Here is a 25971-nt window from a genome sequence, read left to right as displayed (position 1 = left end):
AGGGACTCAGTTCGTTTCTGCCACAGGCGGTACATTCCAGCTACCGCCCAGCGCCAGCAAGAGGTTGACACGCTGGTTCAGCGCGGCAGCCTGCACCTGCACCAGACTCATCTGCGCATCGAGCAGCGCCTGCTGGCGCTGCAACACCGCCAGCGGATCGCGTGAACCAACCTTGACCCGCACCCTCTCCTGCTCCAGCAGGCGTTGCTGGTCGCGCACATTCTGCTGCAGGGCCTGCTCGCGCAGAGCTAGGCTTTGCGTCGCCCGCAATCCCGATTCAACTTCCTGCAGGGCCTGGATTGCCGCCTTGCCATAGGCTACGGCAGCCTCCTGCTGTCGGGCACTGTAGACTTCAACCTGCGCCTGCAAGGCGCCACCGGTAAATAGCGGGGCCAGAAAACTGCCGCTCATTCCCTTGATCGGGTTATTGGCGGAATTCAGCAGGAAAATATCGCTCTCAATATCGGTGATGGCAGCAGAAATCGAGATTCTGGGCAGGCGGGCCGCCTCAGCCGAGCGGGTAAGATCAAAGGCTGCCGCAACACGCCGCTCGGCAGCGATCAGGTCGGGACGCCGTTCCAGCAGGCTGGCCGGCACACCGGCAGCAGGTGCAGCCGGCAATGCGGGCAACACCACCGCCGTTTTCAGTTCGGCGGCAGGATAGCGGCCCAGCAAAACCTCCAGCGCCTGAATGGACTGGACCCTGGCGAGGCTGATCTGCTGCAGGGTATCGCGCTGCTGCTGGAGCGTGCTGCTGACTGACTGGATCTCGGAGTCTGCAATGATTCCCGTCTTGACGCGCTGGCGAGTCAGCGCCAGCAGCGACTCCTGTGCGGTAACGACCTCCTGCATCTGCCGCTCGAGCAAGCCATACTGAACAGTTGCAAACCAGGCGCGGGCAACCGTCGCTACCAGAGACTGCTCGGCCCAGAGGTAATCGGCCTGCGCGGATGCGTACTGCGATTCAGCAGCACGAGCCTGCGAGCGGACACGCCCCCACAGATCGATTTCCCATGAAGCACCGAGCGAGAGAATCTGCGTATCGCTCTTGCCACCCACGCCATTCGCGGCGACAGCCGGGAACAATTCGCCACTGTTCACCGTCACCAGCGCGCGCGCCTGGGCGACCCGGGCTGCTGCCATTTTCAGATCACGGTTGTTGGCCAGTGCCTCACCGGCCAGCTGCAGCAACTGCGGATCGTTGAAATCGGCCAGCCAGCCGGAAGCAGGCTGCCCATCGGTGGCAGGCGCAGCCCAGCGGCTCTGCTGCTCAAGCACCTGCAATTGCTGCTGGCTCAATTCTGCCGTCGATGGCGGAGTCTGCAAGGCACACGCGCCCAGGGCAGACAGCAGCAGCACGGACAGCAGTCGTCGTGCGAGAGGAGGAGAAAACGTCATTGCCCCCCCTCCTTAATGCAGCTTGAGAACAAGATAGTTCAGCTTGGTATTCACGCGAAGAATCACCTTGCGCAGAATGTGAATGGCGGCGACATGCTCGGTATAAATGGCGCCCGCGCCCATTGCACCAGTCGGCAGAACAAAATCCTTCGATTTGCCATCAAGCTTGAGCTTCACCGCAAAACGGTTGGGAGGAGGAGTGTATGGCCCGGTATTGGGCAAATTGCCCCCTGTTCCAGTCGGGGACATACCTGCGGCCGGAACCGCACCCTGCGATTGCGCCCAGATCACGGAGTCGACCCTGGCCTTGATGATTTCACCCGGATTTGTTTCCAGTGCCACTTCGGCGGCATTGCCGGGAGCGACGTTGTAAAGCTCGTTCTGGTGATAAAACGCGATCAGTTCCTGCTCATCCTCGACAAAGCTGAAGGCCGGAGCAAAAGGCATCGGAACCAGCATGGTACCGACACGAATCTGCAGGTTGACCACCTTGCCATCAGCCGGAGCACGATAAACGGTCTGCTCCAGTTCCCATTTGGCATTTTCCAGCTGGCTTTCCGTTGCCGCCCGCTGGGCCCGAGCAGCGGCAATCGCAGCAAACTCGCCCTGGCTTTGTGCCGACAATTGCTGCTTGGCCTGGTTTTCGGTTGCCTGCGCACTGGCATACTCGCCTTCCAGCTCGCCAACGCGAGCACGCGCATCCTCCAGTGCGAACTTGTCACCGGCACCGGCGGCCACCAGTTCCTCATGCTCCTTCAGGCGCTTGCGAGCCAGATCCAGCTTGGCCTGCACGGCACTGACCTTGCCAGCGGCGCCGCGTATGGATTCATTGAGCTGCCGGGCGGCAGCTTCGGCATTGGCGAGCGCGGCATCATCCGCTTTCAGCTTTGCTTTCAGCTGTTTCACGGCAAATTCGTAGTTGGTCGGGTCGATGCGCAAGAGCACATCGCCTTTCTTGTAACTGCGGTTCCCCTCTACTGCCAGTTCGACCACACGCCCCTTCACCTGAGGCACCACTTGCAGCACCTTGTTCATTACACGGATATCCGGCGATGAGGGTGCAACCACATTCAGGGTCAGAATCAGTGCAGTAAGACCCACAACAGGGATCGTAATCACGATCACCATTGAAATGTTATTCCAGGGCAGCCACTTGAACTTGAAGAAAATCAGCCAGACAAAAAATGCGTAAATCCCGAGCAGTATCGCTTCCATTTCAGGCTTCATCCTTCTTGATGTTTGCTGCAGCCACCGCAGTTTTCAGACGCTCGATTTCAGCCTTGAGCGCGGCAAGCTCATCGGCCTCTTCCTGTGTGCGCTGCTCCAGAGCAGCAAGCTTCTGGTCATCCTGCTTCAAATGCTGCTCATGCTCGTCAATCACCTTGTCCGTACCGTAGGCCAGCTTGTACATCACCGGCTTGCTGTATGCCCACAGCCAGGCGATCGGCCAGAGCATGCCGCCAAACACCAGAGAAAGCAGGCACAGGCACTGGATGGCATCCTTCTGCGGATGATGCCGCTTGTGAGCGATTTTCTCTGGCAGGATATGCACCATCCAGAAGAGATACAGGCCACCGATCGGCATGGCGATCAGAATCAGCCACGCCAGTCCATCTGCAACGGCATCAAGCGTTTCACCATGCAAAAACGAAGCATGGGCGCTCTGCGCCAGCATGATCAGGCCGGCAGCAGCCAGCATTTTGCGAAAATTACGGGTCATGGAACATTCACCTTCCAGAATTGGCGCATCGCCTCGCCAAAAAAAACGAAAACGAGGCCGTGCTGCAATGCGGCAGCTTTCATTGGAGAATATACCAGTGCCTGCATAAACGACAGGGAAACACCCTATTTGAAGAATGCTTGCAACACCCTACATGGCGCGGTAATTCGGTCCGCTGCCGCCTTCCGGCGTCACCCAGACGATGTTCTGCGTTGGATCCTTGATGTCACAGGTTTTGCAATGCACGCAATTCTGCGCATTGATCTGCAACTTGGCAGCACCGCTCTTTTCGACGATCTCATACACGCCAGCCGGGCAGTAGCGCGTTTCCGGCGCGGCATACTGCGCCAGATTGATGGCAAGCGGCACAGCGGCATCTTTCAGCGTCAGGTGATCGGGCTGGCGGTGATCGTGGTTGAGATTGGCCAGCGCCAGCGAGCTCATGCGGTCAAAGCTCAGCACACCATCCGGCTTGGGATAGGCGATCGGTGCGTAATCGGCAGCCAGCCCGGTCGCTGCGTGATCGGCTTTGCGGTGGCGCAGCGTCCACGGCAGGCGCACACCCAGCGCCCCAAGCCACAGCTCGGCACCGGCCAGCATGGTTCCGCCCAGCGTACCGAAGCGTGACAGCATGGGCTTGATATTGCGTACCGACTCCAGTTCGCGACCGGTGGCCGACGCGCGCAGCGCAGTATCGTAATCGGCAAGGCACGCGCCACGCTCACCACGCGCCAGCGCGGCAATCACGGCGTCGGCCGCCAGAGTGCCTGAGCGGATCGCATTGTGAATGCCCTTGATGCGCGGAACATTGACCATGCCGGCAGCACACCCCAGCAAGAGGCCGCCAGCAAACGCCAATTGCAGCAACGCCTGCCAGCCGCCTTCGCTGATCGCGCGCGCACCGTATTCCAACCGCTCGCCCCCCTTGAGCATCGGCGCAATGCGGGTATGTGTCTTGAACCGTTGGAATTCCTCGAACGGCGACAGATACGGGTTAGCGTAATCCAGATGCACGACAAAGCCGATCGCCACCAGATTCTCGCCATAGTGATACACAAAGCTGCCGCCGCCGGTATCGTTCGCCAGCGGCCACCCCAGAGTGTGCTGTACCAGTCCCGGCTGATGCTGGCTGGCCGGCACTCGCCAGACTTCCTTGATGCCGATGCCGTATTTCTGATGACCACAGGCTTTGCGCAAATCCAGTTGCGCTTCCAGCTCTCGGGTTAGCGAACCACGCGTCCCCTCGGCGACCAGCGTGTAGGCTGCATGGATTTCCATGCCCGGAGCAAAATTGGCGGTTTCATTGCCCTGCTTGTCCCGCCCCATGTCACCGGTGACCACACCCAGCAGACGTTTCTCCTTATCGAGAATCGGCGCAGCCGCACTAAACCCCGGATAGATTTCCACCCCCAGCTCTTCGGCCTCGCTCGCCAGCCAGCGGCACAACTCACCAAGACTGAGAATCACATTGCCCTTGTTATGCAGAACAGGCGGCTGGCTCCAGTTCGGCAATTGCCAGCCACTGTCCTCGTCGAGCACCAGAAAGCGATCCTCGCTAACCGGCGTAAAACTCACACCACTGCGAGCACGCCAGTCGGGCAGCAACGCATCGAGAGCAGAAGGGTCAAGTACCGCCCCCGACAGGATGTGCGCACCAACTTCCGCGCCCTTTTCCAGCACGCAGACGCTGGTATCGGGGGCGGCCTGCTTGAGGCGGATTGCCGCCGCCAGCCCGGCCGGGCCGGCGCCGACAATCAGAACATCGTAATCCATGCGGTCGCGCTGCATTGCGGCTCCTTATCTGCTAAATAGAATAATTAATTCAAATTAATCGTCTTTACAAATATTCTACGCCCACGCTATAGTCCTTGGCAATGTAAGGAGATTATTGGCATGAAAGCACTCGTCGCCATCAAACGCGTTCTGGATTACAGCATCCAGGTGCGCGTCAAACCTGACCAGACGGACGTTGATCTGGCCGGCAGCAAAATGAGCATCAACCCCTTTGACGAAGTCGCCATCGAAGAAGCGCTGCGCCTGAAAGAAGCTGGCATCGTCAGCGAAATTGTCACGGTTACCATCGGGGCCAGCGTCGCTCAAGATGTGCTGCGCCACGCACTGGCGATGGGCGTTGACCGCGTGACCCTGCTGGAAACCGATACCGCACCCGATTCACTCGGCGTGGCCAAGCTGCTGGCCGCACTTGTCAAGGACGAGCAGCCGGGGCTGATTCTGCTGGGCAAGCAGGCGATCGACGATGATGCGGCACAAGCCGGGGCGATGTTGTCGGCCCTGCTGGGCTGGCCGCAGGCAAGTGCCGCATCGAAGATTGTGATTGCCGACGGCAAGGCGCTCGTCACCCGCGAAATCGATGGTGGTACGCAGACGGTGCAACTGACTCTGCCCGCCGTGATTACCGCCGACCTGCGCCTGAATGACCCGCGCTTTGTGAAGCTGCCCAACCTGATGATGGCCAAGAAAAAGCCGATCAACACGGTCGCCGCCGACAGCCTTGGCGTCCCCTTTGCCGCACGCCAGCAACAAGTCCGTGTTTCCGAACCAGCCCAGCGCCCGGCCGGCGTGCTGGTGAAGTCTGTAGCGGAACTGGTCGCAGCACTAAAGGCGAAAGGAGCACTGCAATGAGCACACTACTGCTGGCCGATCATGACGGCCACCAACTGAAAAAAGCCACCCTGCAAGCCATCACCGCCGCGCAGGCCTTTAACACTCCGGTTGACGTGCTGGTGCTCGGTTCTGATACTGCGGCCGTTGCCGCACAGGCCGCCAGCATCGCTGGTGTTGCCCGGGTGATTGCCGTATCGGCTCCGCATCTGGCACATGTACTGCCCGAAGATGCCACCGCCATCATTCTCGATCAACTCAATGCTGGGTATACGACGGTAATTACTGCACATACTACGCTGGGCAAGGATACCCTTCCCCGTGTTGCTGCCCTGCGCGATGTCGGCATGGCCTCCGACGTGATTCGTATCCACGCCCGTGGCCAGTACGAGCGGCCGATTTACGCGGGTAATGCGATCGCCACCATCCATAGCGATGAAGCGCTGCAGGTACTGACCATCCGCGCCACCAGCTACGCCGCCGCCGCTGCGGGCAACAGCGCCGAGATCATCAGCCGCAGCGCCCCGGCCGCACAGACCGGCAGCCTGTGGCTGGCAGATGACCATAAAATTTCTGATCGCCCCGAGCTAGCCACCGCACCGGTGGTGGTCTCCGGCGGGCGTTGCCTCGGCGAGCGTTTTGACGAAGTGCTGGCGCCACTGGCGGCCAAGCTCGGTGCGGCACTGGGCGCCACCCGTGCCGCCGTCGACGCCGGCCTGGCACCGAATGAAATCCAGGTCGGCCAGACCGGAACGATTGTCGCCCCCGAACTGTATATCGCGGCCGGCATTTCCGGCGCGGCGCAGCATCTGGGCGGCATGAAGGACAGCAAGGTCATCGTCGCGATCAATACCGATCCGGACGCGCCGATTTTCAAGGTAGCCGACATCGGCATCGTCGCCGACCTGTTCGACGTGGTGCCCGAACTGACCCGTCAACTCGGATAAAGCAGGTATACGGCCATAGCCCAATAATTAATTTGGCTGCATAGCAATACATATAAAGGTATAAAAATGAGCGCCTACAACATCCAGAAAGTGCTGTCCGTTCACCACTGGAACGACACGCTGTTCAGCTTCAAGGTGACGCGTGACCCGGGTCTGCGCTTCGAAAATGGCCAGTTCGTCATGATCGGGCTGATGGTCGATGGCAAGCCGCTGATGCGTGCCTACTCGGTGGCCAGTGCCAATTACGAGGAGGAGCTGGAGTTCTTCTCGATCAAGGTGCCCAACGGCCCGCTGACCTCGCGCCTGCAGAAAATCCAGGTTGGCGACGATCTGCTGGTGAGCAAGAAGCCGACTGGCACGCTGGTGCTCTCCGACCTGCTGCCCGGCCACAATCTCTATTACCTCAGCACCGGCACCGGGTTGGCGCCGTTCATGAGCCTGATCAAGGACCCGGAAGCCTACGAGCGTTTCGACAAGATCGTGCTGGTACACGGAGTGCGCTCGGTGAGCGAACTCGCTTACGCCGACTACATCGAGAACATACTGCCGAACGACGAATTCCTCGGCGAGATGGTCCGCGAGAAGCTGATCTACTACCCGACCGTGACGCGCGAACCCTTCCGCAATCAGGGCCGGCTCACCGATCTGATCACCTCGGGCAAGCTGTTCGACGATATCGGTCTGCCGCCGCTTGATCCGGCCACCGACCGCGCCATGCTGTGCGGCAGCCCCGCCATGCTGCACGACACTGCCGCGCTGCTGAACAAGCTGGGCTTCGAAGTCTCGCCGCGCACCGGAACGCCGGGTGATTATGTGATCGAACGGGCGTTTGTCGAGAAATAAGCCAGGAGAACCAGGCCCATACCACCAAGGGCGCCAATGGCGCCCTTTTCTTTGTTTCAGCCCTCGACTGGCTGCAGCTTGGCGTAGGCTACCGCCAGCCATTTTCTGCCATGCTCGACAAAATTGACCTGCACATTGCCATTGGCACCACCTTCGTAATCGGTGACGACGCCGGTGCCGAAGCGGTGATGCTTCACCGTCATGCCGATCGCCAGGCCATGCTCGGGAGCCGACCTTGTCGCAGCGGGGGTATTAACCTGCGGCTTTGGTATATAAGGGGTCTGCGGCGCATACCCCCGGTTCAGATAGCGCAACACTTCCGGCGGGATTTCGCCCAGGAAGCGACTGCCGGGCGCATAGCGCGTCTGGCCGTGCAGCATGCGGCTTTGCGCCAGCGACAGATACAGCCGGCGGCGTGCGCGCGTGATCGCGACATACATCAGCCGGCGCTCTTCCTCCAGCGACTTTGGGTCGCTCATGCTGTTTTCATGCGGGAAAAGTCCTTCCTCCAGTCCGGTGAGAAATACCGAATGGAATTCCAGCCCCTTGGCCGCGTGCACCGTCATCAGCTGGATTGCCTCGGCTTGCGCATTGGCCTGATGATCACCCGCCTCAAGGCTGGCGTGCGAAAGGAAGGCGACGATGGTGTTCTCGTCCTCGGCAATAAAGGCCGCCGCCGCAGTCACCAGTTCACCGAGGTTTTCCAGCCGGTCTTCGCCATCCTTGTCGGCCCGGTAGTGGGCGGTGAGGCCGGAGAGATCCAGCATCACCGACACCACTTCGGGCAAGGGCAGCCCCTGCGTCTGCGCGCGCATGGCTTCGATGATCTGCACAAATTTGCCCACCGCCGCGCCGCTGCGCCCCAGCCCGCCCGAGCACGCGGCCTGCCACAGCGAGGTGCCGGCCTGCCGCGCGTTTTCCTGCAGTGTATCGACCGTGCGTGCACCAATGCCGCGCGTGGGGAAATTGATCACCCGCAACAGCGCATTGTCGTCCTCGGGGCTGGCAATCAGGCGCAGGTAGGCCAGTGCGTGCTTGATTTCCTGGCGCTCGAAAAAGCGCAATCCACCGTACACACGATAGGGGACACCCGCGGTAAAGAGGCCGTGCTCCAGCACGCGCGATTGCGCATTGCTGCGGTACAGAATGGCAATGTCATTGGCCGGAACACCATCACGAATCAACGCCTGCACTTCGCCAACAACAAATTCGCATTCGTCGAAATCGCTCAGGCCTTCGAAAACGCGGATCGGTTCGCCAGCCTCGGAATCAGTCCACAATTGCTTGCCCAGACGATTGCGGTTGCAGGCAATCACCGCATTGGCGGCGGTCAGAATATTGCTGTGCGAGCGGTAATTCTGCTCCAGCCGGATCACGTGCTTCACCGCATAATCGCGCTGGAAATCGTGCATATTGCCAACATTGGCACCGCGGAACGCATAAATCGACTGGTCATCATCGCCAACGGCAAAAATGGCCGAATCAGGGCCGGCCAGCAGCTTCAGCCAGGAATACTGCAGCGTATTGGTGTCCTGGAATTCATCGACCAGAATATGCCGGAAACGCTGCTGGTAATGCGCGCGCAGGCTGGCATTGTGGGCCAGCAGTTCGTGGCAGCGCAGCAGCAATTCGGCAAAATCGACGACACCTTCGCGCTGGCATTGCCGTTCGTATTCTTCATACACGGCCTTCATCACCCGGCTGGGCTCGTCCCATACGCCGACCGCCGCCGCGCGGATTCCGGATTCCTTATTGCCATTGATGAAATGCTGAAAACTCTTGGCGGGATAGCGTTCGTCGTCGATATTGAGCAGCTTCAAGACACGCTTGATGGCGGACAGCTGATCCTGACTATCCAGAATGGCAAATTGCTCGGGCAGGCCCGCATCGCGGTGGTGCAGACGCAGCATGCGGTTGCAAAGGCCATGGAAGGTGCCGATCCACAGGCCGCGCGGATTGAGCGGCAGCATGGCCGTCATGCGCGCCAGCATTTCCTTGGCGGCCTTGTTGGTAAAGGTCACCGCCAGAATGCCGGCCGGGCTTACCTGCCCCGTGGACAGTAACCATGCCATTCGCGTGGTCAGAACCCGTGTCTTGCCCGAGCCCGCACCGGCCAGAATCAGGGCATGCTCGGCAGGCAGTTCGACCGCAGCAGCCTGTTGCGGGTTTAGGTTGGCGGTAAGCGAGACAGTCATGGCGACAGCAGAAAAGCAAAACGCCATTGTACAAAATGCAGGGAACGCGGGCGCAGGCATTTTTGCCCGGACAATGGAAAACGGGATGGCATTGCCATCCCGTTTCGCTCATGCAGACTGAATGCTTGCGATCAGATGCGCAGGTCGTCCAGATTGCCACCCTGGGCCAGGAAATCCAGCACCCACTGCGGCTTGCGGCCACGGCCGGTCCAGGTCTGCTCCGGATTGGCGGGATTGGCGAATTGGGCTACGCCGGCAGTTTTCTTGGCTGCACCGGCCTTTTTGCCGCCAGCGGCCAGCGCCAGCAATTCGCTCAGGCTAAAGCCGCTTTCGGCAGCGCGAGCCTGGATATCCTGCAGCAATTGGTTCTTTTCCTGCTCCTTGCGGCGTACCAGTTCGCCTTCAACTTGTTTGCGCAGATCGGCGAGCTGGTTGTAATTCAGGTTGGACAAGTCAATCACGGTGGTCTCCATTGGATTAAGGCAATTCAATTGTGAGCCTATTATGGAGGCGCCTTCATTGAATTACAAGAATCATCGGTTTATTTCATTCCACCGTCAATAAGCCAGCCATTCACATTCTGCAATACGGTCTCGTCCAGCGCGCCAGTAGCCGCTGCCAGCTGTAATCCCGAGTAAAGATAGGTGTATTTTGCGACCACCAGCTGATAACGCGTTTCGTAATACCGCTGATCGGCATTCAATACATCGACCATTGTCGAAACGCCGACCTGATACCCCAGCTTGGTCGATTCCAGCAGCGACGTACTGGATTTCAATGCCTGCTGCAGAGCGCGAATCTGCGCGGCACCGGCCGAAACACCAAGGAAAGATTGCGTGGTGGTTTGCTGCACGTCACGCCGGGTTGCCTCAACCTTGTCGGTTTGCTGGTCGCGATTGGCGACGCTTTCGCGCAACTCGGACGACAGGCGGCCGCCGGTAAAGACCGGGATCGACAATTGCACGCCGATGATTCCCTGTCCGCTGCGATCCGTTCCGCCATTACGCGCCAGATCGCCCTTGTCGTAGCTGTTGCCGTAACTCGCCACCAGATCGAGCGTGGGCGAGTATTCGTGGCGGAAGCGGTCGATTTCGCGATTGGCAATATCGAGATTCAGCCCTTGTGCCAGGATATCCAGGCTGCCGCTTTGCGAGCGGGCAATCCATTCCGGCAGATTGTTCGGCACCGGAGGTTGCGGCTCGCGGTCGGCAATGACGGACAGCTTGCCGGGCTCCATGCCGGTAATCAGCCGGAAGGCGTTTTCCTTCACGGCAAGCTCGTTGCGGGCAACGATTTCGGTCGCCATGGTGCTGTCATAGCGAGCCTGCGCCTCATCGACGTCGGTAATCGTGGCCACACCGACCTCGAAAGACTTGCGGGCCTGCGCCAGCTGCTGCGAGAACGCTTCGAGCTGTGCACCAGCCAGCGTCACCTTTTCCTGGGCTGCGAGCAGCTCGAAATACGCCAGCGCCACACGCAGGATCAGTTGTTGCTCGGCGGCACGGAACTGCAGATTGGCCAGATCGGTGTGCTTGCCCAGCTGATACGCCGACACGAAGGAATCCATGCGGAACAGTGGCTGCGTCAGCGCCACATTGTATTTGTATGATTGCCCGGAGCTGGTCGACTTGGGATTTGCCAGCGTCGGCACGCCCGGATCATTTTCGATGCGGGTCTGATTGGCACCCGCGGTAAAACCGATCTGTGGCAGGAGCAGCGCCCTGCCCTGCACGGCCTTTTCCTGCCCGGCGATATGCGCCTGCACGGCCGCAGCATAGGTAGCATCGTACTTCTTGGCGGCCTGCCAGGCCCCCATCAGGTCAATGGCACCGGCAGGCATGGCCATGAAGCCTGCAAGAAGGATCAGAAGCGGTTTCAGTTTCATTGCTTTACCCATTTTCAGTCAGATGCGCCGCCAGCCCGCAGTCTGGCAGCACGTTATTCGTCTCAGTCTGCCACGAGCGCGCTGTCCGCGTCTGTGCCAGTCTTGCTATCCCGTGCCGGCGTATCCGGCCGGATACGGAACCAGGCCGCATAGAGCGCGGGCAGGAACAGCAGTGTCAGCACGGTCGCGACCAGCAGGCCGCCCATGATCGCCACGGCCATCGGCCCCCAGAAGGTATCCCGCGAGAGCGGAATCATTGCCAGGATTGCCGCGGCCGCCGTCAGCATGATCGGCCGGAAACGCCGCACCGCCGACTCGATGATGGCATCCCACGGGCGCGCGCCATCGCTAATATCCTGCTCGATCTGGTCCATGAGAATCACCGAATTGCGCATGATCATTCCCATCAGCGCAATCACCCCCAGTTGCGCCACAAAGCCGAATGGTGCGCGGAATACCAGCAGCGATAGCGTCACGCCGATCAGGCCCAAGGGTGCGGTCAGCAGCACCATCACCATACGCTGCATCGATTGCAGCTGCAGCATCAAGAGCGTCATCACCACGATCAGCATCAGCGGCATCACGGCAGTAATCGATTTCTCGCTCTTCTGCGACGATTCCAGCGTACCGCCGGTTTCGATGTGATAACCGACCGGCAACGTGGCCTGCAATTCGCGGATTTTCGGCAGCAGCCGGGTACTAACGTCCGGAGCCTGTGCGCCGATGACATCGGCGCGCACACTGATGGTCGGAACCCGGTTATAGCGCCAGATGATGCTTTCCTCGTTTTCCAGCGACAGGGTTGCCACCTGCGACAGCGGCACCGAGCGGCCATCGGGCAGCTGCACCGGCAGGCTCTGCAGGAAATCAAGCCGCGAGCGCTCGCTCTCGACCAGCCGCGCAACGACGGCAATGCTCTCGTTGCCTTCGCGCAATTGCGTGGCTGTGACGCCGGACACCGCCATCTGCAGCATTCCCGCCAGCTGCTGCGAATTCAGCCCCAGCTGGCGCAGGCGATCCTGGTCGGCGGTCAGGCGGATGGTTTTGACCTTCTCGCCCCAGTCGGTATGAACCTGACGGGTATGGGGATCAGACCTCATTATTTCCGACACCTTCGCGGCAATACCCCGCACCGTTTCCTGATTGGCGCCGGATACGCGGAACTGTACCGGATAGCCGACCGGCGGGCCGTTCTCCAGCCGGGTGACCCGGCCGCGCACCAGCGGAAAATCACGCTCGAAGAGTTCCGTAATGCGCCGGTAGACGTTGTCGCGCACGAATTCGTCCTTGGTCATCACGGTGAGCTGGCCGAAATTGATGTTCGGCATCTGCTCGTCCAGCGGCATGTAATAGCGCGGCGAGCCGGCACCGACATAGCTGGTCACGTGCGCCACATCCGGGTCCTTCAGCAGGATGGCTTCGAGCTTCTTTACCTCGCGCTCAGTCGCCTGATATGACGCCGAGTACGGCAGCCACAGGTCGACCATCAGCTCGGGCCGGCTCGATGCTGGGAAAAACTGCTTGGGGACAAAAAGCCCGAACAGCGCCAGCGCCAGCACAAAAGCGGCGGCGGTCAGCGCCACCGTCGTTTTGCGCCAGCTCACGCACCACGTCACCATCGCGCGGAATTTGCGGTAAAAACGCCCCTGATACACGTCAGTGACTTCGTGCGCCGGCTGCTCGGGCAGCAGCAGGTAGCCGAGATAGGGCGTAAAGATCACCGCCACCAGCCAGGACACGATCAGGGCAATTCCGACCACGGCAAAAATCGAGAACGTGTATTCACCGGCATCGGATTGCGCCAGGCCAACCGGCAGAAACCCGGCGACGGTAATCAGCGTGCCGGTGAGCATCGGAAAGGCGGTGGATGTGTAGGCAAAGGTTGCCGCGCGGAAACGGTCCCAGCCCTGCTCGAGCTTGAGCGCCATCATTTCCACCGCGATGATGGCGTCGTCGACCAAAAGCCCCAGTGCGATCACCAGCGCCCCCAGCGAAATGCGCTGCAGTTCGATATGGAAGAACTTCATCAGCAGGAAGGTGATCGCCAGCACCAGCGGAATAGACAGCGCCACAACGATGCCGGTGCGCCAACCCAGGCTGAGAAAGCTGACCGCCAGCACGATCACCACCGCTTCCAGCAGTGATGTCATGAAAATGTGGATGGCACTCTGCACGACGGCCGGCTGATCGGACACGGTGTGGACTTCAACACCAACCGGCAGCACCTGGCGCAGTTGTGCGAGCGTCGTGTCGATCTCGCGCCCCATTGCGATGACGTCACCGCCATTGCGCATCGAAATGCCCAGCGCCAGCGCCGGCTGCCCCTGATAGCGGATCGCCGACTCGGGCGGATTGACCGTCGCGCGATACACCTGGGCGACGTCTTCCAGCCGGAACGTGCGGCCATTGACCGTAATCGGCGTGGCCTTGATCGTGTTGACCGCATCAAAACCGCCCGTCACGCGCAGGAAAATCCGTTCGTCATTGCCTTCGACGACGCCGGCTGGTGTCACCGTATTGGTGGCCGCCAGCACCTGGTTGATCTGGAACGGGCTGACGCCGGCACTCGCAAGCTTGGCCGTGCTGTACTCGACGTAGATTTTTTCGTCCTGCACACCCAGCAGTGTCACCTTGTTCACGTCGCGGATGCGCAAGAGTTCGTTGCGCGCAGTTTCCGCCCAGTGCTTCAGCTCGGGCAGCGAGAAGCCGTCGCCGGTAATCGCATACAGATTGCCGTAGGTATCGCCGAATTCATCGTTGAAAAACGGCCCGACCACGCCGGGTGGCAGCTTGCCCTGCGCATCGCCGATGCGCTTCCTGACCTGATACCAGGCATCCGGCACTTCCTTGCGCACGTTTTCGCGCAGGATGATGGTGATCAGTGCTTCGCCAGCCCGCGAATAGCTCTTGGTGTAATCGATATAGCCAATGCCCTGCAGAGCCTCTTCCAGCCGGTCGGTGACCTGTTCTTCGACCTCGCCCGCCGAAGCGCCGGGCCAGAAGGCGCGAACGACCATGGCCTTGAAGGTGAACTCGGGGTCTTCCTTCTGCCCGAGCTGCGTATAGGCCAGCACACCGGCCAGCGACAGCACGGCCATCAGATAGAGAATCAGCGAGCGGTGCTTCAGCGCCCATGCGGAAAGGTTGACGCTATTGAACATGGCTGGCGACTCCTGCGACAGCGGCATCCAGCACGGTCACCTTCTGCCCTTCGTGCAAAAGATGTACGCCGGCCGTCACCACCCGCTCGCCGGCAGCGACACCGCTGACGACCACATGCTCGTCCTGATAGCGCAGGACGTTGACTGCGCGGCTTTTCACGCGTCCATCGCTACCCAGCAGCCAGATCCGCTGCTCCTTGTCCCGGCCGTACAGGGCGGTCAGCGGCAAAGGCAGGCCGCTCTCGCCTGCGGCAGCCTGCTGCGGCACATGCACCGAAGCCGACATGCCCAGCGCCGGCGCCTGCGGCCCGGCCGGTAGCGCAACCTTGATCTGGTAAGTGCGCGCCACCGGGTCGGCGGCTGGCGCAACTTCGCGCACCACGGCGGGCAGCATGCTGCCTTCTGCGGCCCACAGCTCGACCATCACTTCCGAACCGGGCTTGAGCGAGCGCTGCCGACCTTCCGGCACATCGAACACCACATCACGCGCACCATTCTGCGCCAGCAGCACAACCGGCTGGCCAGCGCCAAGCACCGCACCGGGCTCGGCCTGTACGGCAGTCACAACCCCCGCCACGTCGGCGGTCAGCTGGGCATAGCCCGACTGGTTGAATGCCATCTGTGCCTGCGAGCGAGCCTGCTCAAGCTGCTTCTTCAGCGCGTTAACCGTGGTCAGACGACGGTCAACTTCGGCCTGGCTGACGAACTTCCGCGCCAGCAGGTCTTCGCTGCGCTTGAGGTCCAGCTCGGCCTGGCTGAGCTGGACCTGCGCCGCATCGACCTGCGCCGATGCGGCCTGGGCCTGCAGGGCCACATCACGCCCGTCCAGCAGGGCAATCACCTGCCCGGGCTGCACCTGCGAACCAACCTCGACCTTGCGCTGCACCAGCTTGCCGCCGATACGGAAAGCCAGTGGCACCTCAAGACGCGCCCGCACGACACCGGAGTACACCACTTCGCCCGCCGCGCTGGCCGGTCTGACGGTCATGATGCGCACCGGACGAACTTCCTCCTGAACCTGCGCCGCCTTGTCGCCGCAGCCGGCCAGCGCCAGCAGCAGCACCACACCCAGCCAGTGCACTTGTTTCATCGGTATTGCTCTCCTGAATGTCATGGTTTTGTCTCCGTAGCACGCAAGCCCTGCAGCAGCAGGTCGCACAGGGTGGTGATGTACCGGTTCGAGTCAAAATCAGCGGGCAGGCAACAGGTCAGCGATTGCCGCATCACCATGGCCATCACCACCGGTGCACAGATCACATGCAGCGCATACTCGACATCCATCGGCCTGAATTCGCCACTGGCAATCCCGCGCTCCAGCAGAGCCCGGATCATCGCGTCGCCGGGCTCGACGAATTCCTTCTGATACAGCTCGGCCACTTCGGGGAAGTTGCCGGCTTCGGCAATCATCAGCTTGGGCAGCGCCGCCAGCGGGGTTTCGCCCTGCAACTGCCACCACATGTGCAACAGGGCACAGAGCTGCTCGCCGGCACTGAGGTGCGCCAACGCCTGCAGGCGCGCTTCACCTTCCTGCAGCCTTGGCAGCAGCAACTCGCGCAGCACCGCCTTGAACAGCTCTTCCTTGTTGGGAAAATACACATAGGGCGTACCGCGGCTGACCCCGGCGGCACGGGCGATGTCTTCCATCTTGGTGGCGGCATAGCCCTTTTCAGCAAACAGCGCGAAGGCCGCCTCGAGGATTTCCTGCGGGCGGGCTTCCTTGCGGCGGGAACGCGGGGGGGGCGAGATCGGCATGACGGCCAGCTATTGAATGAACGTTCATTTAACTATACGCGCGTCATTTTCTCAGCAACAGGCTGCCGGATGTAACCGTATGTTTTAGCGCAGAAGAAAGCCGGCCATGCCGCATGACGCCAGACGGTGCTGGTGTACAATCGCGCCGATTTCTCCACTTTGCGGAAAGCTCAGCCATGACCACGATCACTGCCGCCGACAAGGCCAACATCCTTTCCGAAGCCCTGCCTTATATTCAGCGCTTCACCGACAAGACCATCGTGATCAAGTACGGTGGCAATGCGATGATCGACGAAGAGCTGAAGGAAGGTTTCGCGCAGGACGTGGTGCTCTTGAAGCTGGTCGGCATGAATCCGGTTGTCGTGCACGGCGGCGGCCCGCAGATCAACGAGCTGCTCGACCGCATCGGCAAGAAGGGCGAATTCATCCAGGGCATGCGCGTCACCGACGCCGAAACCATGGACGTGGTCGAAATGGTGCTGGGCGGCCATGTGAACAAGGAAATCGTGTCGCTGATCAACAAGCACGGCGGCAAGGCAGTCGGCCTGACCGGCCAGGACGGCCACTTCATCCGCGCACGCAAGATGTTCCTGAAGGGGGCATCCAGCGACGAGCTGCTCGACATCGGCCAGGTCGGCGAGATCGAAAAGATTGACCCGTCCATCGTGTCGCACCTCGACGCGGCCGACTTCATTCCGGTAATCGCGCCGATCGGTGTCGACGCCAGCGGCGAGAGCTACAACATCAATGCCGACCTCGTGGCCGGCAAGCTGGCCGAAGTGCTGAAGGCCGAAAAGCTGATCCTGATGACCAACATCCCCGGCGTAATGGACAAGGACGGCAACCTGCTGACCAAGCTCACCGCCCGCCGCATTGATGAACTGTTTGCCGACGGCACCATCTCCGGTGGCATGCTGCCGAAGATCAGCTCGGCACTGGATGCCGCCAAGTCCGGCGTGAACTCGGTACACATCATCGACGGCCGCGTGAAACACGCCCTGCTGCTGGAAGTGCTGACCGAAGCCGGTGTCGGCACCATGATCCGCGCCCGCTGATTTTTCACGCACCTGCACCTCGCAAACACCGGCTGCGGCCGGTGTTTTGCATTCTGGCGGGCAAATCGGCTTGCAAGCATGGCGAGGATGTCTACAGTGGTAATACCCTTGCGCCACCGGAGAAAACAACATGCAAACCGCAAGCCAACTGCTCAAGCAAAAAGCCCTGCACAGCGTACTGGCCGTCGCCCCGCACGCCACCGTTTTCCAGGCACTGCAGGTTCTGGCCGACAATAATATCGGCGCTGTTCTGGTCATGGACGAAGGCAAGCTGGTCGGCATCTTTTCCGAACGCGATTACGCCCGCAAGGTCGTGCTGGTCGGCAAAACGTCGGCGGTCACGCCGGTGGCCGAAATCATGACCAGCCGCGTGCTGTGCGTGCCCCCCACGGCCACGGCCAGCGAGTGCATGGCGGTCATGAGTGAAAAACGCATCCGCCACCTGCCGGTGATGGATGGCGACAAAGTGCTCGGCGTACTGTCAATCGGCGATCTGGTGCATGCCAAAATTGCCGAGCAAGAATTCACCATCCAGCAGCTCGAACAGTACATCTACAGATAAGCACAGGTATACGCACCCAGCCATTCATTCGAAAAGGCCATAACAACATACCCGCACGCCCATATCAGGCAAGGCTATTCACTACACCGAAACGGGGCTACCATCGCCCCGTTTTCTTCTGGCCCGCCCTTCATGCACTCCACCGTCTGGCTGTTCGACCTCGACAACACGCTGCACCACGCCAGCCGGCATGCCTTCCCGGTGATCGACAGTGCGATGACGTGCTACCTGATGGAAGAGTTGCAGCTCTCCCGGCAGGACGCCAACCATCTGCGCGTGCACTACTGGCAGCGCTACGGTGCCACCCTGCTCGGACTTCGCCGTCATCACCCGCACATCGACCCGCATCACTTTCTGGCGGCCTGCCATCCGCTGGACGAATTGCTGCGCGAAGTACATCCGATGCCCGGACTGCGCCAGACACTGCGGCGCCTGCACGGCCGCAAAATTCTGTTCACCAACGGCCCGCTGGCCTACGCGCGGACGATGCTGGCCGCACTGCGCATCGAACATGAATTCGACGGCATCGCCGCCATCGACACGCTGAAACTCACGCCGAAGCCGCTGCCGGCCGCCTACCGCCATGTGCTGCGTCACTTCCGGCTCGCACCGCACGACTGCACACTGGTCGAGGACAGCGCGGACAATCTGCTGACGGCCAGGCGGCTGGGCATGCGCACCGTCTGGCTCAACCGCAGCGGCCGTCGCCATCCCGCAGCCGACCGCGTCATACGGCGCCTGTGCGAACTGCCCGCACTGAAGCGCTGAACCTCAGTGCGGATAGCGCGCCAGCCTTTTCATGCCACCGGCAAACCTTCATCGCCGCAACACACTGCGGTATGCTGGCGGGCCAAGCCATCGTCCATCCCTGCCATGTATCTCAGCCACCTGCAGCACCGCCAGCCACCGCTTCCCGCCGCCATCGCGCGGGCGCTTGATTACCTGCGCAACACCGATTTTTCCCCGATGGCGCCGGGCCGCTATCCGCTGGAAGGCGACCGGCTGATTGCCATCGTGCAGGAACCGCAGACACAGCCCTGGGACACCGGCATGCCGGAATTCCATGCACGTTACATCGATATCCAGTACCTGCTGAGCGGCGAGGAAGCCATCGGCTTCTGCCCGGCCAATCCCGACCTCCCGCGCGTCACCGACCAGCTGGCCGAGCGCGACATCGCCTTCGTGCATCCGCAGCCGCAGGAATCTCGCCTGCTGCTCACGGCCGGCATGTTCGCCATATTTTACCCCGGCGAGCTGCACAAGCCCTGCCGCACGGTGGCCGGGCCACAGGCCATCCGCAAGGTCGTCATCAAGATCGATGCGGCCCTTCTCGATGAATTCGACGAATGATGCACAAGGCCAGCTTCGCACCAGTTGTGGCAGAAGGCTGTCGCATCCTGGTGCTGGGCAGCCTGCCCGGCGACGCCTCGCTCGCTGCCGGCGAATACTACGCACACCCGCGCAATGCCTTCTGGCCCATCATGGCCACTCTGACCGGCAGACAACTGCCTGAGCTGGCGTGGCCAGCGCGCTATGCCGCCCTGCTGGCCTGCGGCATCGGCCTGTGGGATACGGTGGGCCGCGCCACGCGGCGCGGCAGCCTCGATACCGCGCTGCGCGAGGTCGCCCCCAACCCGCTGGGAGAACTGCTCGCCGGACTGCCACAGGTGCAATGCATTGCCTGCAACGGCCAGACAGCAGGCCGCCTCGCCCGCCAGCAGCTCGGCGCGGACAGCCGCCTGTGCATCCTGCCTTCGACCAGCCCGGCACTGACGCTTCCGCTCGCCGACAAGCTCGCGCACTGGCAGCACGCACTGGCTCCCGTGCTGAATCGATGAGCACACGTTCTGGCACAAGGCGCACAGCCGCAGACCACACACTGCACGGCAAGGCGAAACAACGCCGGGCAGAACCATTTGCCTTCCTGCTTTCGGAACTCCACCCCATGACGCACACGCAGCTCACCGATCTCATCCTCGCCAGCCATGAGCGCCTGCTTGGCTCCAGCCTGCTGCCACCCGATCTGCCGGCCAGCGCGGCCGCACACTGGCTGCAGAACGAAGCCCCGTTCTGCGTACTCGCGCACGACGGCGGCGATGATCCGCGCTTCATCTTTGCCAATCGGACCGTACAGTGCTGTTTCGAATACAGCGCAGACGAACTCGTCGGTCTGCCTTCACGCCTTTCCGCAGCCGCACCCGACCGCGACGAGCGCCAGGCACTGCTCGATGCGGTAAGCCGGCAAGGCTACGCCACCGGCTATCGTGGCTTGCGCATCGCCAAATCCGGCCGCCGGTTCTGGATCGAGGATGTCACGGTCTGGAATCTGCTTGATGAGCACGGCGCATGCCACGGCCAAGCAGCCTGCTACCGGCGCTGGTGCGATGCCTGATCGCGGTGCGGCGCTGCCGCATCCTGCCCGCCGCTGGTGCACGCAAGAAGGTTCGAACCGTGCCATCCCGCGCAAAACAGGCTCTCCGGAGCATGTCGACACTGGCACGGGGCTTGCTCAAAGCCTATTGCCGCGCCATTGCGGCAGCCGACAAGGAGAGCACCATGTACCGCCCCGATCCTTTCCTGCGCCTGTTGCTGATCCTGCTGGGTCTGCGCCACGTACCGCAAGCCTCGCCGGATCGTATCCCGCGCCCCTTCTTCCCGGACTACCTGCGCGACAGTGACATTCCCGCCTACCTGAGCAACGCCACGCTGGCCTGGCGCGAAGAATTCGCACCACTGCCACAGCGGCCCCGATGATTCGGCCAATATATACCCATAGCCATATCTGCCTGCGACCATTAAAAATAAATGGCTACAGGCAGATACCCATCAGGCACGAAACATGAAGAACACCGCGCCGACCATGCAGGCGGCCGCCCACACATAATTCCAGTTGAACGGCTCCTTCATGTAGAGCACGGCAAACGGGATGAATACCGACAGGGCAATCACCTCCTGCATGATTTTCAGCTGCGCCAGGCTGAAGACCTGAAAACCGATGCGGTTGGCCGGCACCATCAGCAGGTATTCGAACAGGGCGATGCCCCAGCTCATGAACACCATCAGCAGCCAGGGCTTGGTCTGGCCATGCTTGAGGTGGGCGTACCAGGCAAAAGTCATGAAAAGGTTGGAGCAGATCAGCAGCAAAACGGTAGAAAGCGCGGCGGGCATGGCGAATCGGACAGTGATTTTCGGGAGCGGGGAATTTTACGCCTCTTGCCCGGAAATGCCCGCCTCTGGCAGACAAAACACCTGCAGCAGGCAGATGGTGGCGACAAAGAAACACGTCCGCCCCTGCACTGGCATATCCAGAAAGGAAAGATTAAGCTGCTGCGATACCCAACACCGAGAAACCTCGCATGCCTACCAAGTCACGCCGCAAGATTGCCATCGCCTGCCAGGGCGGCGGCAGCCAGACCGCATTCACCGCCGGGGTACTGGAGGCCTTGTTCGAGCACCGGGTGCAGGATGATTTCCAGATCGTCAGCCTCTCGGGCACTTCCGGCGGCGCGCTGTGCGCGACACTGCTGTGGTATGCGCTGATGAAGGGGGATGCCAATCCCACCCGCCGCCTGCTGGATTTCTGGCACGACAACACGGCACAGAGCTCAGCCGAACAGCACTTCAACCACAGCATCATCGAATCACTGCGCGCCACCAGCAAGGGCCACCTGCCGCAGATCAACATGAGCCCGTCCGACCCGCTGGCGAAGCTGATGATGAGCCTCTCCACCAGTGGCCTGCGCCCGGAATTCACCGACTTTCCGGCGCTGCTGCGAAAACACCTGGATTTTGACGAGCTGCTGCGCTGGGGCGCCCAGCCCGATGCTCCGGCACTGTTGCTGGGCGCCGCCGAAGTGCTCAGCGGCAAACTGCGCAAATTCAATTCCCGCGAAGAAGCCATCCGCATCGAACACCTGCTGTCTTCCTGCGCCGTACCGAACATCTTCCCCGCGGTCGAATTTGAAGGATTCGCCTACTGGGATGGCCTTTTCTCCGACAACCCGCCGCTCGACGAGCTGGTGCGACCGAAATATGTTGGTGCCAGCAATATTCCCGACGAACTGTGGGTCATCAAGATCAACCCCACCGGCTGCAACGAAGTACCGCACACACCGGAAGACATCGCCGACCGCCGCAACGAGATGATCGGCAACATGTCGCTCTTCCAGCAGCTCACCAGCCTGGCGTGGGTCAACGACATGATCCTCATGGATGCCTTCCGCCCGGAAATGCTGGCCAGGTTCGACATCACCCACCCGGTACTGATCCCGAAATGCTACCGCGACCAGCCCGATGCAGCGTACACCATCCCCTTCATCGAAATGTCGGATGACCTGGTCGACACGCTGGACTACGAAAGCAAGCTGGACCGCAGCCCGGCCAATATCAACCGGCTGATCGAAAACGGCCGCCAGCAGGCCAGCACCTTTCTGGCGCAGCGCCGCAGGGCCATTCACGGCAAGTAAACCGTTTCTTTGACCCATCTGAGGCTGGCGGCCCGCACGGGCGGCCAGCCAATAATAAGTAAGCTGCCATGACATCTCGATGCGGTCATCCGAATCCACCGCACGCCACCGTGTGCAAACAATGCGGCAAGGCCTTCACAACAGGTAGCGCGATCAAAACTGCGCTCAATCCTTATGCCCCCCAGCCTGTAACCTGACCCAGCCCGCAACCGGTCAATCGCTGCTCGCTGGACTGGTAGGCCCGAAATATGACCGCTATTACGCCGAACGCTGGGCGCGTAAAAATCCTGGCTGGAATTGGGCGGCTTTTTTCTTGGTTATTTTGTGGCTGGCTTATCGCAAAATGTACTTCTACTGTGTGCTGTTTATTCTTTTTGCAGTAGTTGGACATTTCATCCAATTGAAGCTCGAGCTCCCATCAGGTACTGGTACGGCAGTCAATTTGATCACGATGATCTTGTTCGGCATGTATGGCAATCATTGGTACCAGCGCCACATCACTCGCCAGTCCAAGGCTATTCGCAAGCTGCCAGCACATCGACAGGCAGCAGCTCTTGCTCGACAAGGGGGCGTCAGCTGGCTTGCTGTACTCGGAATTTTGTTGCTCTTCATTGCCCTGCAGTTCAGTCTATTTATCGCAACATTGATGGTGACTGGAATACCGCATCGGCATGCCATCGAAGCAAGAGGGTATTCGCACATAAGCCTTGCCAGTAAAGAGCTACCAGACAAAACTCTCCCCCCATCGACTCACTTCATGCCAAGGTGGTAATACCCGTTTGTGCTGCTGCCTAGCTGAACCTCCTCTGATAAGATGTGCCGACATGAACAACAAAGCGGCACGACCGCAGGTGCGGACGCACCATGGAGGATGAGATGAAAACACAACTGACCCTGGGCAGCTTCGCGCTGGCCCTGCTGCTGGCAGGCTGCGGCGACAGCAGCGTGCCCACCGAGGCCTCGACTGTGGCCACTTCGGCGACCGTTCCGGCCGCCAATCCGCCGCAGGCCGGGTGGACGCGTTACCAGATCGCCAAATACCAGGCTCAGATCGATTACCCGAACGAGCTGGTCGCCGAAGCCGGTTCTGAAACCGGCAACCGCTTCAAGAGCGCCGACGGCAGCGTCGTGATGAGCTTTGAAGCCCTTCCCGACCAGGGGCAGTCATTGCCGGATTTTGCCAAAACCCGCAAGGCTGCGCAGGAAGCCACCAAGGCCAGCGTGAAGGAAACACACGAAGGCGGCAGCTGGTACATGCTGGTCAGCGCCAAAGACGACAAGATCATCTATGAGCACGGTTTCCAGCGTGGCGGAATCTTCAGCATTCTCACCGTCAGCTATCCCGCCAGCACGACGGCTACTTGGCAGCCCAGGATCAGCGACATCCTGAAAACGGTCATTCCCGGCACAGCCAGCTAGCCAGTCGCGGAAAACCAGGGCTGCGCGGCAAACACCCTGCAGTCCCCGGTGCAAACCGTCATCGGCAAGATCAGGAATACACTGCCCCGCTCTCGATCCGCTTCGGCCAGACGGCGCGGCTTGCCGCGCCATTTTGCCCGGCCATCTGCTAGGATGACGGCATCCTGACCCGATTGACCGGAGCCGGCTTTGTCCGCGCACGACTCTCCTGATCTGCATCCCACTGTCTGGCAAACCCTGCTGGACTCGCTCCCCTTGCCGCTGACCCTGACGCGACTGACGGATGGCGCCTTCCTTTACGCCAACCAGGCTGCCATTGCCCGCTCGGGGCTCAGTCAGGAACAGCTGCGCGACAACTACCGCGCCGACGATTTCTACAGCATGCCGCTGGGCCGCGCCGGCCTGCAGCTACAATTGCGCCAGCCCGACAGCGTCGCCCACATCGATCTGGAGCTGCGCGACCCCGCCGGCCCTGTCGTTCCCGTCCGCGCTGCGGTGCGCCGCCTGAAGATCGGCGACGAAGAATGCGTACTGACGCTGTTTGACGAGCGCAGCAACGCCACCCGGCTTGAGCTCTCCCGCACCCGCCAGCAGCTTGATGCGCTGCTCGCCAACATGCCCGGCATGGCCTACCGCTGCACACCGGCCAATAGCTGGCAGCTGGACTACGTGAGCCACGGCGCGGATCATCTGACCGGTTTTGCCGCCAGCGACTGGCCGCAGCACGCGCCGCCCTTCCAGGCGCTGATTCACCCGGATCACCGCGAGGCACACGCGATTGCGCTGGCTTCCGGCGAAGGCTATGGCATCGAATACCGCCTGCTGCACCGTGACGGCATTCCGCGCTGGGTGCACGAACAGGCCTGGCTGGTGGAAGACAGCGAGGGCAAGATCATCGCGCGCGAAGGCGTGATCAGCGACATTTCCGGCCGCAAGGCCGAAGAGGCCGCGCGCCGGGCCGATGCCGACCAGTACCGCGAACTGGTGCAGTCGGCGCGCAGCATCATCCTGCGACTCGATCCTGCCGGCCACATCAGCTTCATCAATCATTACGCGGAAAGCTATTTCGGCTTCGCGCCGGACGAACTGATCGGCCGTCCGCTGCTCGGCACACTGCTGCCCGAAGTGGAAAGCACGCGGCGCAATCTGGCCGAGTTGCTGGCGCAGCTGTTGCAGACACCGGAAGAGTTTGCCGTGCATGTGAACGAAAACCTGTGCCGCGACGGCCGGCGCGTCTGGATGCTGTGGACCAACCAGGCACTGCGCGACGAACACGGCCAGCTCACCGAAATCCTCAGCATCGGCAACGACATCACCGAACAGCGCCAGGTGCAGGTCGAACTGCGGCGCGCGCACGAACAGCTGCAGCTGCAGTACCAGCGCATTGCCGCCCTGCAGGGACAGCTGCGCGAGCAGGCGATCCGCGATGCGCTCACGGGCCTCTTCAACCGCCGCTACCTTGAGGAAACGCTGGAGCGTGAAATTGCCCGCGCGATTCGTGACAAGCAGCCGCTGAGCGTGATCATGCTCGACGTCGATCATTTCAAGCAGGTCAACGACCGCTTCGGCCACAAGACGGGCGACGACGTGCTGCGGGCACTCGGCGCCTACCTGCGCGCGCGCAGTCGCGGCGAGGATGTCGCCTGCCGCTACGGCGGCGAGGAATTCGCCATCGTGCTGCCCGGTGCGCAGCTTGCTGACGCGGTCAAGCGGGCGGAGAGCTGGCGCGAAGGTTTTGCTGCCTTTGCACTGGATGTTGAGGGGATCAGCGTGCAGGTGACACTGTCGCTGGGCGTAGCCAGCTTCCCGCTGCATGCCGACAATGGCGAACTGCTGCTCAACCGGGCCGATACCGCACTGTATGCCGCCAAGGCAGCAGGCCGTGACAGGGTGATGACAGCCTGCGACCACGTCAGCGACGAGGCCTGAACACCGGGCAACATACC

At 61.2% G+C, this 25971-nt stretch carries 25 protein-coding genes; 14 read left to right on the top strand and 11 right to left on the bottom strand.

Features of this window, described 5'->3' with window-relative positions; translation table 11 throughout:
* Window positions 1-6 precede the first annotated feature (6 nt).
* The 4 genes from H559_RS0111545 to H559_RS0111525 all read right to left on the bottom strand — a co-directional run bounded on the left by H559_RS0111545 (window position 7) and on the right by H559_RS0111525 (window position 4906).
* Window positions 7-1398 carry an efflux transporter outer membrane subunit gene (locus tag H559_RS0111545; protein WP_028452839.1) on the bottom strand — a complete coding sequence of 464 codons (1392 nt, stop codon included), beginning with the start codon at window positions 1396-1398 and terminating at the stop codon, window positions 7-9.
* Window positions 1399-1410: 12 nt separating this feature from the next.
* Window positions 1411-2613, bottom strand: a complete 1203-nt coding sequence (locus tag H559_RS0111540) for an HlyD family secretion protein (protein WP_028452838.1) — start codon at window positions 2611-2613, stop codon at window positions 1411-1413.
* A gap of 1 nt (window position 2614) precedes the next feature.
* Window positions 2615-3118, bottom strand: a complete 504-nt coding sequence (locus H559_RS20085) for a DUF3302 domain-containing protein (protein WP_211230934.1) — start codon at window positions 3116-3118, stop codon at window positions 2615-2617.
* A gap of 150 nt (window positions 3119-3268) precedes the next feature.
* Complete coding sequence (locus H559_RS0111525; protein WP_028452837.1) at window positions 3269-4906, bottom strand: electron transfer flavoprotein-ubiquinone oxidoreductase; 1638 nt, start codon at window positions 4904-4906, stop codon at window positions 3269-3271.
* 105 nt (window positions 4907-5011) lie between these two features.
* Here H559_RS0111525 and H559_RS0111520 point away from each other — a divergent pair, with 105 nt between their 5' ends.
* From H559_RS0111520 to H559_RS0111510, 3 genes are all read left to right on the top strand, one after another.
* The gene (locus H559_RS0111520; protein WP_028452836.1) at window positions 5012-5761 is read left to right on the top strand and encodes an electron transfer flavoprotein subunit beta/FixA family protein; all 750 of its coding nucleotides are present in this window, start codon (window positions 5012-5014) and stop codon (window positions 5759-5761) included.
* A complete protein-coding gene (locus H559_RS0111515) occupies window positions 5758-6687 on the top strand; it encodes an electron transfer flavoprotein subunit alpha/FixB family protein (protein WP_028452835.1) in 930 nt (309 codons plus the stop codon). Before H559_RS0111520 ends, H559_RS0111515 begins: the two co-directional genes overlap by 4 nt.
* 66 nt (window positions 6688-6753) lie before the next feature.
* On the top strand, window positions 6754-7530 hold the full coding sequence (locus H559_RS0111510; protein WP_028452834.1) for a ferredoxin--NADP reductase: 777 nt from the start codon (window positions 6754-6756) through the stop codon (window positions 7528-7530).
* A gap of 56 nt (window positions 7531-7586) precedes the next feature.
* On the opposite strand, the gene H559_RS0111505 is transcribed toward H559_RS0111510, so the two are convergent.
* The 6 genes from H559_RS0111505 to H559_RS0111480 all read right to left on the bottom strand — a co-directional run bounded on the left by H559_RS0111505 (window position 7587) and on the right by H559_RS0111480 (window position 16523).
* Window positions 7587-9725: a UvrD-helicase domain-containing protein gene (locus H559_RS0111505; RefSeq protein ID WP_028452833.1), complete on the bottom strand. Its 2139-nt coding sequence runs from the start codon at window positions 9723-9725 to the stop codon at window positions 7587-7589.
* A gap of 131 nt (window positions 9726-9856) precedes the next feature.
* A complete protein-coding gene (locus tag H559_RS0111500) occupies window positions 9857-10186 on the bottom strand; it encodes an H-NS histone family protein (RefSeq protein WP_245579369.1) in 330 nt (109 codons plus the stop codon).
* Window positions 10187-10266: 80 nt separating this feature from the next.
* On the bottom strand, window positions 10267-11610 hold the full coding sequence (locus H559_RS0111495) for a TolC family outer membrane protein (RefSeq protein WP_028452831.1): 1344 nt from the start codon (window positions 11608-11610) through the stop codon (window positions 10267-10269).
* A gap of 62 nt (window positions 11611-11672) precedes the next feature.
* Complete coding sequence (locus H559_RS20080) at window positions 11673-14771, bottom strand: efflux RND transporter permease subunit (protein ID WP_051279353.1); 3099 nt, start codon at window positions 14769-14771, stop codon at window positions 11673-11675.
* On the bottom strand, window positions 14761-15861 hold the full coding sequence (locus H559_RS20075; protein WP_051279351.1) for an efflux RND transporter periplasmic adaptor subunit: 1101 nt from the start codon (window positions 15859-15861) through the stop codon (window positions 14761-14763). Before H559_RS20075 ends, H559_RS20080 begins: the two co-directional genes overlap by 11 nt.
* Window positions 15862-15881: 20 nt before the next feature.
* Entirely contained in the window at window positions 15882-16523 is a 642-nt protein-coding gene (locus H559_RS0111480) for a TetR/AcrR family transcriptional regulator (protein WP_034640975.1), read from the bottom strand.
* Window positions 16524-16699: 176 nt separating this feature from the next.
* Here H559_RS0111480 and argB point away from each other — a divergent pair, with 176 nt between their 5' ends.
* The 7 genes from argB to H559_RS0111445 all read left to right on the top strand — a co-directional run bounded on the left by argB (window position 16700) and on the right by H559_RS0111445 (window position 20894).
* Window positions 16700-17578 carry an acetylglutamate kinase gene (gene argB / locus H559_RS0111475; protein ID WP_028452829.1) on the top strand — a complete coding sequence of 293 codons (879 nt, stop codon included), beginning with the start codon at window positions 16700-16702 and terminating at the stop codon, window positions 17576-17578.
* A 130-nt stretch (window positions 17579-17708) separates the two neighbouring features.
* Window positions 17709-18140 carry a CBS domain-containing protein gene (locus H559_RS0111470; protein WP_028452828.1) on the top strand — a complete coding sequence of 144 codons (432 nt, stop codon included), beginning with the start codon at window positions 17709-17711 and terminating at the stop codon, window positions 18138-18140.
* Between the two features lie 132 nt (window positions 18141-18272).
* Window positions 18273-18908: a pyrimidine 5'-nucleotidase gene (locus tag H559_RS0111465; RefSeq protein WP_028452827.1), complete on the top strand. Its 636-nt coding sequence runs from the start codon at window positions 18273-18275 to the stop codon at window positions 18906-18908.
* 105 nt (window positions 18909-19013) lie between these two features.
* Window positions 19014-19490: a NanQ anomerase/TabA/YiaL family protein gene (locus H559_RS20070; RefSeq protein ID WP_034640972.1), complete on the top strand. Its 477-nt coding sequence runs from the start codon at window positions 19014-19016 to the stop codon at window positions 19488-19490.
* The gene (locus H559_RS0111455; RefSeq protein WP_034640969.1) at window positions 19487-19978 is read left to right on the top strand and encodes a DNA-deoxyinosine glycosylase; all 492 of its coding nucleotides are present in this window, start codon (window positions 19487-19489) and stop codon (window positions 19976-19978) included. The genes H559_RS20070 and H559_RS0111455 overlap by 4 nt, the downstream gene beginning before the upstream one ends.
* 107 nt (window positions 19979-20085) lie before the next feature.
* On the top strand, window positions 20086-20532 hold the full coding sequence (locus H559_RS0111450; RefSeq protein ID WP_028452825.1) for an MEKHLA domain-containing protein: 447 nt from the start codon (window positions 20086-20088) through the stop codon (window positions 20530-20532).
* 92 nt (window positions 20533-20624) lie between these two features.
* Window positions 20625-20894 carry a hypothetical protein gene (locus H559_RS0111445; RefSeq protein ID WP_028452824.1) on the top strand — a complete coding sequence of 90 codons (270 nt, stop codon included), beginning with the start codon at window positions 20625-20627 and terminating at the stop codon, window positions 20892-20894.
* 72 nt (window positions 20895-20966) lie between these two features.
* Here the strand turns inward: H559_RS0111445 and H559_RS0111440 are convergent, their stop codons facing one another.
* Window positions 20967-21308, bottom strand: coding sequence for a DMT family protein (locus H559_RS0111440; protein ID WP_028452823.1), 342 nt, complete (start codon window positions 21306-21308; stop codon window positions 20967-20969).
* A gap of 188 nt (window positions 21309-21496) precedes the next feature.
* On the opposite strand from H559_RS0111440, the gene H559_RS0111435 reads away from it, so the two are divergent.
* The 4 genes from H559_RS0111435 to H559_RS21765 all read left to right on the top strand — a co-directional run bounded on the left by H559_RS0111435 (window position 21497) and on the right by H559_RS21765 (window position 25954).
* On the top strand, window positions 21497-22606 hold the full coding sequence (locus tag H559_RS0111435) for a patatin-like phospholipase family protein (RefSeq protein ID WP_028452822.1): 1110 nt from the start codon (window positions 21497-21499) through the stop codon (window positions 22604-22606).
* Between the two features lie 193 nt (window positions 22607-22799).
* On the top strand, window positions 22800-23378 hold the full coding sequence (locus H559_RS0111430) for a DUF2628 domain-containing protein (RefSeq protein WP_081413019.1): 579 nt from the start codon (window positions 22800-22802) through the stop codon (window positions 23376-23378).
* A gap of 104 nt (window positions 23379-23482) precedes the next feature.
* The gene (locus tag H559_RS0111425) at window positions 23483-24025 is read left to right on the top strand and encodes a hypothetical protein (protein WP_028452820.1); all 543 of its coding nucleotides are present in this window, start codon (window positions 23483-23485) and stop codon (window positions 24023-24025) included.
* 189 nt (window positions 24026-24214) lie between these two features.
* The gene (locus tag H559_RS21765; protein ID WP_051279350.1) at window positions 24215-25954 is read left to right on the top strand and encodes a sensor domain-containing diguanylate cyclase; all 1740 of its coding nucleotides are present in this window, start codon (window positions 24215-24217) and stop codon (window positions 25952-25954) included.
* The last annotated feature ends 17 nt before the right edge of the window (window positions 25955-25971 follow it).

It is taken from the genome of Chitinilyticum aquatile DSM 21506 (assembly GCF_000430805.1).
GTDB classification, from domain to species: Bacteria; Pseudomonadota; Gammaproteobacteria; order Burkholderiales; family Chitinibacteraceae; genus Chitinilyticum; species Chitinilyticum aquatile.
This window is presented reverse-complemented; position numbering and strand designations above follow the sequence as displayed.